General features: G+C 60.5%; 12 protein-coding genes. All 12 read right to left on the bottom strand.

The window, feature by feature from the left end; translation table 11 throughout:
- Positions 1-21: 21 nt before the first annotated feature.
- Entirely contained in the window at positions 22-1,956 is a 1,935-nt protein-coding gene (locus ACYZT8_RS02390; protein ID WP_461978937.1) for a methyl-accepting chemotaxis protein, read from the bottom strand.
- 150 nt (positions 1,957-2,106) lie between these two features.
- Positions 2,107-3,399, bottom strand: a complete 1,293-nt coding sequence (locus ACYZT8_RS02385) for an adenylosuccinate synthase (RefSeq protein ID WP_010464193.1) — start codon at positions 3,397-3,399, stop codon at positions 2,107-2,109.
- A gap of 54 nt (positions 3,400-3,453) precedes the next feature.
- Positions 3,454-4,641, bottom strand: coding sequence for an ATP phosphoribosyltransferase regulatory subunit (locus ACYZT8_RS02380; protein ID WP_461978935.1), 1,188 nt, complete (start codon positions 4,639-4,641; stop codon positions 3,454-3,456).
- 315 nt (positions 4,642-4,956) lie between these two features.
- A complete protein-coding gene (hflC, locus tag ACYZT8_RS02375; protein ID WP_131058813.1) occupies positions 4,957-5,826 on the bottom strand; it encodes a protease modulator HflC in 870 nt (289 codons plus the stop codon).
- Positions 5,826-6,998 (bottom strand): FtsH protease activity modulator HflK, encoded by a 1,173-nt coding sequence (hflK, locus tag ACYZT8_RS02370; protein WP_131058812.1) that lies wholly within the window; start codon positions 6,996-6,998, stop codon positions 5,826-5,828. Before hflK ends, hflC begins: the two co-directional genes overlap by 1 nt.
- A gap of 96 nt (positions 6,999-7,094) precedes the next feature.
- Positions 7,095-8,396 carry a ribosome rescue GTPase HflX gene (gene hflX / locus ACYZT8_RS02365; RefSeq protein WP_461978933.1) on the bottom strand — a complete coding sequence of 434 codons (1,302 nt, stop codon included), beginning with the start codon at positions 8,394-8,396 and terminating at the stop codon, positions 7,095-7,097.
- Between the two features lie 12 nt (positions 8,397-8,408).
- On the bottom strand, positions 8,409-8,669 hold the full coding sequence (hfq, locus tag ACYZT8_RS02360) for an RNA chaperone Hfq (RefSeq protein WP_007902656.1): 261 nt from the start codon (positions 8,667-8,669) through the stop codon (positions 8,409-8,411).
- Between the two features lie 94 nt (positions 8,670-8,763).
- Complete coding sequence (miaA, locus tag ACYZT8_RS02355; protein WP_461978931.1) at positions 8,764-9,735, bottom strand: tRNA (adenosine(37)-N6)-dimethylallyltransferase MiaA; 972 nt, start codon at positions 9,733-9,735, stop codon at positions 8,764-8,766.
- The gene (gene mutL, locus ACYZT8_RS02350) at positions 9,735-11,645 is read right to left on the bottom strand and encodes a DNA mismatch repair endonuclease MutL (protein WP_461978929.1); all 1,911 of its coding nucleotides are present in this window, start codon (positions 11,643-11,645) and stop codon (positions 9,735-9,737) included. Before mutL ends, miaA begins: the two co-directional genes overlap by 1 nt.
- Positions 11,642-13,021 carry an N-acetylmuramoyl-L-alanine amidase gene (locus tag ACYZT8_RS02345; protein ID WP_461982350.1) on the bottom strand — a complete coding sequence of 460 codons (1,380 nt, stop codon included), beginning with the start codon at positions 13,019-13,021 and terminating at the stop codon, positions 11,642-11,644. The genes mutL and ACYZT8_RS02345 overlap by 4 nt, the downstream gene beginning before the upstream one ends.
- A 48-nt stretch (positions 13,022-13,069) precedes the next feature.
- Positions 13,070-13,540, bottom strand: a complete 471-nt coding sequence (tsaE, locus tag ACYZT8_RS02340) for a tRNA (adenosine(37)-N6)-threonylcarbamoyltransferase complex ATPase subunit type 1 TsaE (RefSeq protein WP_461978927.1) — start codon at positions 13,538-13,540, stop codon at positions 13,070-13,072.
- Positions 13,528-15,027, bottom strand: coding sequence for an NAD(P)H-hydrate dehydratase (locus ACYZT8_RS02335; RefSeq protein WP_461978925.1), 1,500 nt, complete (start codon positions 15,025-15,027; stop codon positions 13,528-13,530). The genes tsaE and ACYZT8_RS02335 overlap by 13 nt, the downstream gene beginning before the upstream one ends.
- Positions 15,028-15,055 lie beyond the last annotated feature (28 nt).

Raw genomic sequence — 15,055 nt, 5'->3', positions numbered from 1 at the left:
TCAGACCAGCCGATACAAACCCTAAGCCCTGAACTGCCCCAGGCTCGCCTTCAACTGCGCCGCCAAGCCATCCAGCACCTTGCCACTGGCCGTGGTTTCCACCACCGCCTGAGCCGCTTTCTCGGCCTGCGCGTGAATGGTCTCGACCCGACCCCGCACCGCTTGCGCGCCTTGAGCCTGATGGGCCGCTGCCTGCGTCGCCAGACCAATCGCCGCGTGAACCTGCTCGACCGACGCCTGCACCGATTGCTGCAACCTTGCGCTATCACGCAACACCAGCAAACCTTCATTGGCCTGACGCCCGGCCTGGCCAATCGCTGCCACCGCCTCGCGCGCACCTTGCTGCAAGGCGACGATGTGCGCCTGGATGTCGCCGGTGGAGCTCTGGGTCTTGCTCGCCAATGCCCGGACTTCGTCCGCCACCACCGCAAAGCCGCGACCGGTCTCGCCGGCACGCGCCGCTTCAATGGCCGCGTTCAGCGCCAGCAGGTTGGTTTGCTCGGCGATCCCGTGGATCACGGTCAGCACTACTTCAATCTGCTCACTCTGCTGCGCCAGACGCTCGATGACTTTCGACCCGGTATCGACCTGCCCGGCCAACGCCTCGATCAGGCTGCCGACTTTCGCCGAGGTCCGAGTGTTCTCATCGGTGGCCGAACGAATGTCCACCACCTGCTGCAACGCTGCCTGCATGGCGTGGCTTTCTGACTGCGCTTCATCCGCCATCTGCGACAGCGCGCGCAAGCTCTCGGCCACTTCATCGCGCTGCATGCCCGCAGCCTTATCGGCTCCGGCATTGCGCAGGGTCATGGCGCCGATTTCCACGCCGGTGCGCTGAGCCACATCGCCCGCTTCGCGCACGATTGGTTGCAACTTATCCACAAAGCGGTTGACCGCCGCGGCCATGTCGCCGATTTCGTCTTTGCTGTTGATCTGCACACGCTTGGTCAGGTCACCCTCGCCCGCCGCCAGGTCATCCATCGCGGCGATGAGCAATTTCAAGCGATTGACCACTCGACGGCCCAACACCACAGCGAGCAACAGCAGCACACCGCAACCGACCAACGCCAGGAACATCCCGATGCGCCAGCGCAACGTCGACGCCGCTTCCTGCACGGTGCTGGTGGTGTTGGCTTTCATTTCCGACGCCGTGGCCTGCGCGGACGTCAGACGCGCACGCATCGCCGTGGCACTGTCGGCAGCCGCACCTTTGAGGCTGTCGCCGACCAGCTGATCACCACTGGCGATCAGCGCCGCAAAACGTTTATCCAGAGCCGCCAGATCGGTTTCCACCGAAGCGGTGGAAACGCCCATCAAGACCTTGCCGATTTCCACGCCGTTGGGGTTGATCGAGGCTTCGAGGTAGTAGACCGACGGATCGTTCTTCGCCGCATCCAGCACCTTGTCCAGCGCACGCTCGCCCTGGCCTTTCTCCAGCAATGCCTTGTTGATCGGGTTTTCGCGGTTGAGGTAGCGCGTCAGGTGCTGACCCGTCGCGTCGTCATACACCACGAACAACACGTTGGGATTGCGCTGCGCCCGGCGGGCGAATTCGGACAGGGTTGGAACGTCGCTGTCCCACATGGCGCGAGGGGCGACCGAGGCCAACAGTTGCGCCATGTCGTTGGCAGAATCTTTCAGATCCTTTTCCAACGTTGCACGCAGTTGCACCTGCTCGTCTTTCAATCGCGTAGACAGGCCGGCAGTGAGTCGCTGACGGGTGCTGGTGGAGAGGCTGTCCAGGCTCGACGTGACTTCACGCCCGGCCTGCTCAAGCTCGCCAGAGAGTTTTTGACTGTCGGCACCCAGGCGCACACCGAGTTCGGCCTCAAGCGCAGTCACTGTGCTCCGAGTCAGGGCGACAGCCACCAGCACCTGCACCAAAAGGGCGATACCAAGGGTAACGAACACAGGCCGCAACAAACGGCTTTGTAACAATGAGAGAACGGCCGACACTTGGAATCCCTCTGCTTTGGCGCCATTAAATTGATGGCGCGCTGGAAGCGATGCTTTTATTCAACATCACAGCAAAGGTCATGCCGTCCGGCAGGCATAAACGACAAAGGGTCCAATTAAGGACCCTTTGCTTTTTACATCAACGACTTATTAAGCGAACGGGTGACGCAAAACGATGGTTTCGTTGCGGTCCGGGCCCGTCGAAATAATGTCAATCGGCGCACCGACCAACTCTTCGACGCGTTTGATGTAGTTGCGAGCAGCTTGCGGCAGCTCTTCCAGCGTCTTGGCGCCGACGGTGGATTCGGTCCAGCCTGGCATCTCTTCGTACACCGGCTCCAGGCCGATGTAGCTGTCGGCGTCAGTCGGTGCGTCGATCACTGCACCATCCTGGTTCTTGTAGCCAACACAGATGTTGATGGTTTCCAGGCCGTCCAGCACGTCCAGCTTGGTCAGGCACAGGCCCGAGATGCTGTTGACGTCGATAGCACGACGCAGGATGACGGCATCGAACCAGCCGCAACGACGGGCACGGCCGGTGGTAGCACCGAACTCGTGGCCACGCTTGGCCAGGAAGGCGCCAACGTCGTCGAACAGCTCAGTCGGGAACGGACCCGAACCGACGCGAGTGGTGTAGGCCTTGGTGATGCCGAGGATGTAATCCAGGTACATCGGACCGAAACCCGAACCGGTGGCAATGCCGCCCGCGGTGGTGTTGGAGCTGGTGACGTACGGGTAGGTACCGTGGTCGATGTCCAGCAAGGAGCCTTGGGCGCCTTCGAACATGATGTCTTTGCCAGCGCGGCGCAGCTCGTGCAGCTCGGCGGTGACGTCGAGCATCATCGGCTTCAGCAGCTCGGCGTATTCCATGCACTCGTCCAGAGTCTTCTGGAAGTCGATTGCCGGCTCTTTGTAGTAATTGACCAGGACGAAGTTGTGGTAATCCAGCAACTCGCCCAGCTTGGCGGCGAAACGCTCACGGTGGAACAGGTCACCGATGCGCAGACCGCGACGTGCAACCTTGTCTTCGTAAGCCGGGCCGATGCCGCGACCGGTAGTACCGATCTTCAGCTCGCCACGGGCCTTTTCACGGGCCTGGTCCAGCGCCACGTGGTAGGACAGGATCAGCGGGCAGGACGGGCTGATACGCAGGCGCTCGCGCACCGGTACGCCTTTCTCTTCCAGCTTGATGATTTCCCGCAGCAGAGCGTCGGGTGCAACCACCACGCCGTTGCCGATCAGGCACTGCACGCCTTCGCGCAGCACGCCCGACGGGATCAGGTGCAAGACGGTTTTTTCGCCATCGATCACCAAGGTGTGACCAGCGTTGTGGCCACCTTGGTAGCGCACTACGGCGGCAGCATGTTCGGTCAGCAGATCAACGATCTTGCCTTTGCCCTCATCACCCCATTGGGTGCCCAGGACTACGACATTCTTACCCATAACACTTGTCCTCATTCGCGCAAACTTGGTGCCGGCCGCGGCCGGCGGGAAAACTCAAGAAGCCAGTGGCGATACTTGCCAAAGCCCGTTCTGCTGAATCAATTGCCGGTCGCAGTCCGCTTCACGGGCGGCGGCCAAAGGTTGTCCAGGCAACGCCTGAACGACACGCTGACCCTCACTGCGCAACTGGCAAACCTGCTGCCAGAGTGCCGCATCCGTACTGTCAGGCATCCAGATACCGCCAGACGGTAGCTCGATCTCAGCACGCCCCAGGGTCACCAGGGTTTTCAAATCGGTAGAGAAGCCGGTTGCCGGGCGCGCGCGACCGAAGTCGGCGCCGATGTCGTCGTAACGACCGCCCTGGGCAATGGACTGGCCAACGCCCGGTACGAACACCGCGAACACTACACCAGTGTGGTAGTGGTAGCCGCGCAACTCGCCCAGATCGAAGTAAAGCGGTAATTCCGGGAAACGCGTGGACAGACGCTCGGCAATCGCCAGCAAATCGTCCAGCGCTGCCAGAACAGGTGCCGGTGCTTTCGCCAGACGCTCGCGGGCAGCGCTCAAAACTTCACGACCGCCACACAAATCGACCAACGCTCGCAGCATGCCCGACAGATCGGCAGGCAAGCCTTCGGTCAAGGTAATGACCTCGTCGATTGCCTTGCGTTGCAACGCATCGAACAACTGCTGTTCAACTTCACCGGACAAACCGGCCGCACGGGCCAGGCCGCGGTAGATGCCGACATGACCGAGGTCCATGTGCACATCCGGCACATCGGCCAGTTGCAACATGGCCAGCATCAGGCTGATAACTTCCACATCGCTGCTCGGACTGGCGTCGCCGTATAACTCAGCGCCCAGCTGGATCGGGCTGCGCGAGGACGACAAGGCGCGTGGCTGGGCATGCAACACGCTGCCGGCATAGCACAGACGGCTCGGACCTTCGCGACGCAGGGTGTGCGCATCGATGCGCGCCACTTGCGGTGTGATGTCGGCACGAAAGCCCATCTGCCGGCCCGATTGCGGGTCGATGACCTTGAAGGTACGCAGATCGAGGTCCGAGCCCGCGCCGGTCAGCAGGGATTCGAGGTACTCGATATGGGGAGTCACGACAAACTCGTAACCCCAGCTCTGGAACAGATCCAACACCTGACGACGCGCTACTTCAATGCGCGCCGCCTCTGGTGGCAGTACTTCTTCGATGCCATCTGGCAGCAGCCAGCGGTCTACCGTTGCCATTACGCCATTCCCCTATGATCCGGGCGGCCAGCCGTTGGGCGAGCCTTGAGTGAAGCAGAAAATGATCGGCTCATGTGCAAACCACGCGCATAAACAACGTGGCGAAAAGCCTGAAACCGGCTTCGCCCACCACTTTCCTCGAAAAACCTGTCGAGTCATTCAACTCGGGCGCCCGCTTAAAAACAGCAATCAAACGTGCAGACGCAAAAAAGCCGGGAATTTCCCGGCTGCCGCATCATACACACGTTTTCCCAAAGGATCACCCCGCCCGAGGCTTTAGCCGCCAGGCGGGGGATGATTCAGGTCAACGTCGTATCAAGGCTTGGCTTTTTCCAGGTAACGGAAGAAGTCACTGCTTGGGTCCAGGACCATGACGTCGGATTTGTTCGCGAAGCTTTCACGGTAGGCACGCAGGCTACGATAGAAACCGTAGAACTCCTGATCCTGACCGTAGGCCTTAGAGTAGATCGCAGCAGCCTGGGCATCACCGTCACCGCGAACCTCTTCAGATTCACGATAGGCTTCAGCCAGCAGCACGCGGCGTTGACGATCGGCGTCGGCACGGATGCCTTCTGCCAGCTCGTTACCCTTGGCGCGGTGCTCGCGAGCTTCACGCTCACGCTCGGAGCTCATACGTTCGAACACACTGCGGTTCACTTCTTTCGGCAGATCGATGGCCTTGACCCGAACATCGACGACCTCGATGCCCAGCTCTTTTTCCGCCATCTTGTTCAGCGAAGCCGTGATGTCGGTCATCAGCGCATCGCGCTCACCGGACACCACTTCGTGCAGCGTTCGCTTACCGAACTGGTCACGCAGGCCCGATTCCAGACGACGGGAAAGACGCTCGTCGGCAATCTGCTTGAGACCGGAAGTCGCGGTGTAGTAACGCTCAGCGTCCTTCACGCGCCACTTGGCGTAGGCATCGACCATGACGGCTTTCTTTTCCAGCGTCAGGAAGCGTTGTGTCGGTGCATCCAGCGTCATCAGGCGTGCGTCGAATTTGCGCACCTGGTTAACGTAAGGCACTTTCACATGCAGGCCTGGCTGGACATCAGCCTGAACCACGCGACCGAACTGCAGCAACACCGCACGCTCGGTCTGAGCCACGATGTAGAAGCAGTTCCAGGCAGCGATGGCCACGACGACGCCGACAATAAGGGCGATCAGCGATTTATTGCTCATCAGCGACTCTCCCTGGTACGTGCTGGCTGTTGCTGCAGATCAGCTGCCGCACGCGCGCTCGCTTCATTGCTGGTTGCCGCCGCGCCGGTCACAGAAGTGCCGGTGCTACGACCACTCTCGACCATTTTGTCCAGCGGCAAGTACAGCAGATTGCTCTGGCCATTCTTGTTGCCGGTCACGAGAACCTTGCTGGTGTTGCTGAAGACTTCCTGCATGGTGTCCAGGTACAGACGCTCGCGGGTGACTTCAGGTGCCTTGCGGTACTCGGCGACCAGCTTGGTGAAGCGATCGGCCTCACCCTTGGCGCGCGAGACGGTTTCGTCACGGTAACCATTGGCATCTTCGATGATGCGCTGGGCCTGACCACGGGCTTCCGGCACGACGCCGTTAGCGTAGGTTTCAGCCTGGTTGCGCGAACGCTGCTCGTCTTCACGGGCGCGGATCACGTCATCGAAGGCTTCCTGTACTTCACGCGGTGCCGCTGCGCTCTGTACGTTGACCTGAGTGACGGTGATACCGGTGCGATAGGTATCCATGAAGCGTTGCAGACGCTCCTTGATTTCGCTGGCCATCAATTCACGACCTTCGGTCAACACCTGGTCCATCGCGGTGGAACCCACCACATGGCGCAAGGCACTTTCGGTCGCGTGCTGCAGGCTGATTTCCGGCTGGTCGACGCTCAGCACGAAGTCCTGCAGATTGCTGATCTTGTACTGCACGGTCAGCGGCACTTCGACGATGTTCTCGTCTTCAGTCAGCATTTGACCCTGCTTGGTATAGGCACGCTCACGCGTGACGTTTTCCAGGTACTTGCGATCAAGCGGCGGAAAATAGATGTTCAGGCCCGGGCCGACGGTTTCGTAGTACTTGCCGAAGCGCAGCACAACGGCTTGCTCCTGCTCGTCGACTACGTAGACCGCGCTGTACAGCCAAACAGCTGCCAGCACGACAAGGCCGATGCCAAGAATGCCGCCGAAGCCGCCACTCTTGCCCGAACCACCGCCGTCATCACCACGTTTCTTACCACCACCGAACAACCCGTTCAGGCTTTCCTGCAGCTTTCGGAAGGCCTCGTCGAGATCCGGTGGTCCCTTGCGGTCGCCGTTATTGCGGCGCTTGCCACCCCATGGATCCTGATTATTCGAGTTGCCACCCGGCTCATTCCAAGCCATAGCGCTCTCCATCTGATAAAGCAAAGACGCACCCACGGCGCGCCGACCAATGCTACAGAATGCCTGTCACCGCGGCACAACCGCTTTCTCAGGCTTTTATTGCAAAGTGTGTTGCTCGATAAACTCCGTCGGCACAACGCCTTCACGGCTGACCAGTCGATTGAGCTCCGAGCGCGGCAATCTAACGGCCAGCAAGCTGACACCTTCTTCGTCGTGTTCTTCTTTCTGTACCGCTCCGAGCTCGAAAAACTGCGCACGCAGTCGAGCGAATCGTTGCGGCAAGCGCAAGGTACCGATAAACATCTCACTGCCCAGCAACTCGGCAATGGCTTGCTCAAGCAATTCCAGACCACTGCCATCACGCGCCGAAAGCCAGACCCGTTGGGGCTTGCCGTTTTCGTCGCGCTGGATTTGTGGCTCCACGCCTTCAAGCAAATCGAGTTTGTTATAGACCTCGAGGATCGGCAAGTCCTGGGCACCAATCTCGCCCAGCACCACCATCACCTGCTCGATCTGCAACATGCGATCCGGTTCGGCCGCATCAATCACGTGCAACAGCAGGTCGGAGTTGCTCGACTCTTCGAGCGTAGACCGAAATGCCTCGACCAGTTTGTGGGGCAAGTGGCGGATGAAACCCACAGTGTCGGCCAGGACAATCGGCCCCAGGTCGTCCAGTTCCAGACGGCGCAAGGTCGGGTCCAGCGTGGCAAACAGCTGGTCAGCCGCGTACACGTCGGATTTCGTCACGTTATTGAAGAGCGTGGATTTACCGGCGTTGGTATACCCCACCAAAGACACGGTAGGGATATCCGCACGCATACGACCACGTCGCGACTGTTCGCGCTGGCTGCGCACTTTTTCCAGCCGGCCTTTGATCTGTCGCAGGCGAACCCGCAGCAAACGGCGGTCGGTTTCCAGTTGGGTTTCACCCGGGCCACGCATGCCGATACCGCCACCTTGACGCTCAAGGTGAGTCCAGCCACGAACCAGGCGGGTGCTCATGTGGTCAAGCTGGGCCAGTTCTACTTGGAGCTTGCCTTCATGGGTACGGGCACGCTGGGCGAAAATATCGAGAATCAGACCGGTGCGGTCGATCACGCGACACTCGAAAACACGTTCGAGGTTACGTTCCTGACTGGGCGTGAGGATGTGATTGAAAATCACCAGATCGGCCTCTTCGGCATGGACCAGGTCGCGTAGTTCCTCGACCTTGCCGCTGCCGATCAGGAATTTGGCGGTTGGCCGATGACGCGGCACGTTAAAAAACGCAACGGTCTCGGCGCCGGCCGAATTAGCCAACTCCTGAAACTCCTGCGGATCTTCGCGCGCCTCAGGGTCCTGTCCATCCAAGTGAACGAGGATTACTCGCTCACCACCACCGTGGCGCTCAAAGAACAAAGGAGACTCCTATCAGGCGTTACCTGGCTCAGCGTCACCTGCTTCGGATTCGGTTGCGCTAGGCAGACGAATTGGACGAACCGGCACCACTGTAGAGATAGCGTGTTTGTAAACCATCTGGCTGACGGTGTTTTTCAGCAGGATAACGAACTGGTCGAAAGACTCGATCGTGCCTTGCAGTTTGATCCCGTTGACCAGGTAGATGGACACCCCAACTTTCTCTTTACGTAAAGTATTCAAGTAAGGGTCTTGTAGCGAATGCCCTTTTGACATGTGCCGCACTCCTTTAAGGATTCAATATAAAAAATAGGTAAACAGATGGCTTGTGGCCGTCACACCCCCAAGGATAGACGGCAATTGCAAGGACTCAGCTCAATATGGAGATGGTCCCCAGGTATTTCAAGGCGCGCGGCAGATTGTCGCAATCCAGGCTGTCCAGCCAGTGTAAATCAGCCCAACTGCGCAGCCAGGTGAACTGACGCTTTGCCAATTGGCGCGTGGCAATGATTCCACGCTCCTGCATCTCGGCTTGCGTCAGCTTGCCATCCAGGTAGTCCCAGACTTGTCGGTAGCCTACCGCACGTATAGACGGCAACCCTGAATGCAGGTCACTGCGTTTACGCAGGGCTACGACCTCGTCAATGAATCCCTGTTCCAACATAACTGTGAATCTTTGTTTAATTCGTTCGTGCAGTACCTGGCGATTTGCCGGAGCAATGGCCAAGTTCGCGACAGTATAGGGCAATTGTTGCAGTCCCGAAGCGGCTGCTTCAGTACTTTGCGCACTTTGTCTCAGTCGCAGCTCGGTCATGCTCTGACCGCTGACGCGATAAACTTCCAGTGCTCGACTGAGTCGCTGTGGATCGTTCGGATGAATCCGCGCCGCAGATACCGGATCAATGACCGCCAACTGTTCGTGCAGGGCTTGCCAGCCAAGGCGTTCAGCCTCTTCTTCAATCTGCGCGCGAACCTCGGGATCGGCCGCCGGCATTTCTGCCAGCCCTTCGACCAAAGCCTTGTAGTAGAGCATCGTGCCGCCTACAAGCAGCGGAATTTTGCCTCTCGAAGTGATCTCGGCCATGGCTTCCAGCGCATCGCGACGGAAATCGGCGGCCGAATAGCTCCCGGCCGGGTCGAGAATATCGATCAAGCGGTGCGGAAACTCGGTCAGAATCTCTTTCGAGGGTTTGGCGGTGCCGATGTCCATGCCGCGGTAGACCAGCGCCGAATCGACACTGATCAGTTCGCAAGGCAGGACCTTGGTCAGCTCGATGGCCAGATCGGTCTTGCCCGCTGCGGTCGGGCCCATCAGGAAAATCGCAGGAGGGAGCTGGCTCATCAGCGACCGCGCAAGAACAGTTTGTCCAGATCGTCCAGACCCAGTTGGGTCCAGGTCGGTCGGCCATGGTTGCATTGACCGCTGCGCTCGGTGTTTTCCATGTCCCGCAGCAGACCGTTCATTTCCGGCAACGCCAGACGCCGATTCGCCCGAATCGCGCCGTGACAGGCCATGGTGCCGAGCAGTTCGTTCAGGTGCGCCTGAATGCGGTCGCTGGTGCCGTACTCCATCAGATCGGCCAGAACATCACTGACCAAGCGGTTGGCTTCTGCCTGTTTGAGCAACGCCGGAATCTGCCGGATCGCCAGTGTTTCCGGGCCGAGACGCTGCAATTCAAAGCCCAGGCGCTGGAACCATGCGACGTTCTCTTCGGCGCAATCGCCTTCACGCTCGCTCACAGCCAGCGATTCCGGGACCAACAGCGGCTGGCCGCTCAGGCCTTCGCTGGCCATGGCGACTTTCAAGCGTTCGTACATGATCCGCTCGTGGGCGGCGTGCATGTCCACCAGCACCAAGCCCTGGGCGTTTTCCGAAAGAATGTAGATGCCTTTGAGTTGCGCCAAGGCGTAACCCAGCGGTGGAATATCGTCCTGCCCGGCCGGAAGTGCAGCAGCGTTTGCTTCTGGCAGCGGTGCAAAAAACTCCTTGTACGCAGCCTGAGCCTCAGCCGCCGGCACGCCGGACTGAGGCCGCGGTGTGTACTGATACTGATAACCGACGCCTGCGCCCGAGCCCGCCGCGGTGTTGAACGACGGTTGCGCTTGTGGCTGCTCCAGCAACGCATTGGCCGCCAGGCGCATTTCGCCCTGCGGACCAAACTCGCCGGCATCGATACCGGACGGGCGAACAATCGCCGTCGCAACAGGCGCCGCCAGATGATCATCCGGCCGCACATCGCCCAAGGCGCGGTGCAAGGTGCCGTAGAGGAAATCGTGAACCATGCGCCCGTCACGGAAGCGCACTTCGTGCTTGGTCGGATGCACGTTGACATCGACACCGGCCGGATCGACTTCGAAAAACAGCACGAACGTCGGGTGCCGACCATTGAACAGCACGTCGCGATACGCCTGGCGCACCGCGTGGGCCACCAGTTTGTCGCGCACGGCACGGCCGTTCACAAAGAAATACTGCAAGTCCGCCTGGCTACGGTTGAACGTCGGCAACCCGACCCAACCCCACAAATGCAGGCCGTTGCGCTCGATTTCGATCGGCAGCGCCTGCTCGAGGAAACCCGAACCGCAAATCGCCGCCACACGCCGCGCGCGGGCCGCGTCGTCATGGGCTTCGTGCAGGCTGAGGATGGTTTTGCCGTTGTGACGTAAATGGAACGCTACGTCGAAACGCGCCAACGCCAGACGCTTGATCACTTCTTGCAGGTGATCGAATTCGGTTTTTTCGGTCTTGAGGAATTTGCGTCGCGCCGGGGTGTTGAAGAACAGATCGCGCACTTCCACCGAAGTGCCCACCGGATGCGCCGCCGGTTGAACGCGAGGCGCCATGTCCCGACCTTCGGTCTCGACCTGCCAGGCCTGATCGGCATCCTTGGTGCGGGACGTCAGGGTCAAACGCGCCACGGAGCTGATCGAAGCGAGGGCTTCACCACGAAACCCGAGGCTCATGACCTGTTCGAGGTCTTCGAGGTTGCGGATCTTGCTGGTGGCGTGTCGCGCCAGGGCCAGCGGCAGGTCATCGGCAGAAATGCCGCTGCCGTCATCCCGCACCCGCAGCAGCTTGACGCCGCCCTGCTCCACATCGACATCGATGCGCCTGGCGCCGGAGTCGAGGCTGTTTTCCAGCAACTCCTTGATCACCGAGGCCGGACGTTCAACCACCTCACCGGCAGCAATCTGGTTCGCCAGTCGCGGGCTGAGCAGCTCGATGCGAGCCGTATTGGTCAGCACCTGGTTCATTCTTTGGACGCCAGTTCAGTGCCGGGAATGGTCAGGTTCTGACCGATTTTCAGCTCGTCGCTTTGCAGGTTATTGGCGCTGCGCAAGGTGGCCGGAGACACCTGATAACGCACAGCAATCATCGCCAGCGTTTCGCCCGGGCTTACCCGATGGTCACGTGGGCCCTGGGCGATTTTGCCGGAGTCACGCAGCCAGGCGATGTAGGTGCCCGGTGGCGGGTTCTGCTGGAAGAACTGGCGCACGCCGCTGCTGATCGAACGCGCCAGCGCCTGCTGGTGGTTCGCGGCAGCCAGTTTGGAGGCTTCGTTGGCGTTGGAGATGAACCCGGTTTCCACCAGGATCGATGGAATGTCCGGCGACTTCAGCACCATGAACCCGGCCTGTTCCACGCGTTGTTTGTGCAGCGGCGTGACGCGACCGATGTTGCTCAAGACTTTTTGGCCAACGTTCAGGCTGGACGTCAGGGAGGCGGTCATCGACAAATCGAGGAGCACGCCCGCGAGCATGCGGTCCTTGTCGTCGAGGCTGACGTTGCCGGCACCGCCGATCAAGTCGGAACGGTTTTCGCTGTCGGCCAGCCAACGGGCGGTCTCCGATGTGGCGCCGCGATCAGACAGGGCGAACACCGACGCACCGAACGCAGCAGCCGAAGGCGCGGCATCGGCGTGGATCGACACGAACAGGTCGGCGCCTTTTTTGCGGGCGATTTCGGTACGGCCGCGCAACGGAATGAAGTAGTCGCCGGTACGGGTCAGTTCGGCGCGGAAGCCTTTCATGCCGTTGACCTGGCGTTGCAATTCGCGGGCGATGGCCAGCACCACGTCTTTTTCACGCTGACCGCGAGAGCCCGAGGCACCCGGATCTTCGCCACCGTGGCCGGCGTCGATCACCACAATGATGTCGCGCTTGCCGGCAGGCGCAGGCGGCAGCTTGACCGCGGGTTCCACCGGAGTGACTGGCACCGGGGCCACCGTCGCGACGTTGGTCGGCGCCGGTATTGGCGCGGCATCGGCGGCGTTATCGAACAAATCGACCACCAGGCGATTGCCGTACTGGGCGTTTGGCGCCAGGGTAAAACTTTTTGGCGTGACGGCTTTTTTCAGGTCGATGACCACCCGCAGATCGGTCGGCGTGCGTTGAGCCGAGCGCATGGCAGTGATCGGGCTATTGGCGCTGTTGACGTTCAACGGCGCACCCAGGGTGGCGCCATTGATGTCGATCACCAGCCGATCCGGTGCGGTCAGGGTGAACACGCTGTGTTGCACCGGCCCGGACAAGTCGAACACCAGCCGTGTGTTGTCCGGCGCGCGCCACAGGCGAACGCTGTTGACCTTAGTCTCGGCCACAGCGTCGACGGTCACCGCCAAAAACAACATCCCTACGGCAGCTACCATCGCGCGAAAGCGCATACCAGACCCCATCATTTAATTGGTTTCCAATGCCAAAGCGGCACACCACGACTCGCCACGCGAGCCTTGGGACAAAATTTTCAACGAACGCCCGCTGTCTTGCGGCCTAATGGTAATGGTCAGGTCGGGCTTTGGCAAAAAGCCTGCACCCTTCTGGGGCCATTCGATCAGGCACAACGCGTCGTCTTCGAAGTAGTCACGGATGCCGAGGTACTCCAGCTCTTCCGGATCGACCAGTCGATACAGGTCGAAATGGAAGGCCCGAACGTCGCCGATCTCGTAAGGCTCAACCAGGGTGAACGTCGGGCTCTTGACCGCCCCGACATGCCCCAAACCACGGATGATGCCCCGTGACAGCGTAGTTTTCCCCGCCCCAAGATCACCTTCCAGAAAAATCAGACCATGCCCTTGGGTGGTTTGTGCGATGCGTGCGCCAAATGCGGTCATCGCCTCTTCATCGGCCAGGTACAGGATTACTTCAGACACGGTGCTTGCTCCTCCAACAACTGACGAATGGCTGGGATCAGATCACTGGCCGCCAGCCCACGGCCCGATTTACCTTCTTGCGCGCCGGCATTGGCGTGCAGCCAGACCGCCAGGCACGCCGCGTCGAACGCGTCCATACCCTGGGCCAGCAAAGCGCCGACCAGACCGGCCAACACATCACCCAAACCGGCGGTGGCCATGGCAGGATGACCCTGATGACATAACGAAAGGCGTCCATCGGGGCTGGCGATGAGACTGCCGGCGCCCTTGAGAATTACGATAGCTGTATATTTTTCGCTCAATGCGTGAGCTGCCGCCGGGCGATCCGCCTGAACCTCGGCGGTGCTGATCCCCAGCAACCGCGCGGCTTCACCGGGATGCGGCGTGATCACGCAGTCCTTGGGCAAACTCACGTAATTTGAAGCCAGCAAATTCAACGCATCGGCGTCCCAGACTTGCGGCAGCGGCGCATTGGCCGCCGCCGACAATAAGCTGCGCCCCCAGGCAGCCTGCCCCAGGCCCGGACCGACCACCAGCACGGAAACCTTTTGAAGCAGTTCCATCAGCTGATTGGCCGACGACGTCCCCAGCACCATCGCTTCAGGGATTCTCGCCAACGCCGCCGGCACGTGTTCACTGCGCGTGGCCACCGACACCATGCCCGCACCACTGCGCAGGGCACTTTGTGCGCTCAGCAGAATGGCACCGCCAAAACCCCGATCACCGCCAATCAGCAATACATGGCCGAATTTGCCTTTATGGGCGGTTGGCACGCGGCCCGCCAGCCGCGGCAAGTTGCCGGCCGTCAAGCGACGTGCATCCACGACAACTCCGCTAAACGACTCGGCGCAGGCTTGCAGATCGTTAAACACCAGCTCGCCAACCACATCCGCAGCGTCGCCCGTGAACAATCCCAATTTCAAGCCAATGAAAGTAACTGTCAGATCAGTTCGAACGGCCGCACCAAGCAAACGCCCCGTATCGGCGCACAAGCCCGAAGGGATATCCACCGCCGCTACCGGCAGGCCACTGGCATTGATCGCCGCGATTACGCTGGCGTAGGGCTCTCGTACCTCCCCCGTCAAACCGGTGCCGAGCAAGGCGTCCAGCACGATACCGCGCAACTCTGACTGCATCGTGAAGGTTTGGACCGCGACGCCTTCGGACATGGCCTCTGCATGGGCCAATGCAGCATCTCCCCGCAAACGCTGAGGATCACCAGCCGCCAACACACGCACATGCCAACCGGCACGCCGGGCCAACACCGCAACCAGGTAGCCGTCACCGGCGTTGTTGCCATGACCGGCCGCCACCGTCAATTCATTCGCCGACGGCCACTGACGGACCAGCGCACGCCAGGTCGCCCGCGCTGCGCGCTGCATCAATTCGAAGCCCGGCGTACCGGCCGCGATCAGGTTCGCATCGAGGGCTCGCACGTGCGCGGCGCTGTACAGCGCGTCGGGTAAATCATCTTTAGTGTGCGGCATGCGTCTTCGGGCTCCGATGTCTGGCAGA

The sequence above is a fragment of the Pseudomonas sp. LB3P93 genome, from assembly GCF_054898025.1.
This window is presented reverse-complemented; position numbering and strand designations above follow the sequence as displayed.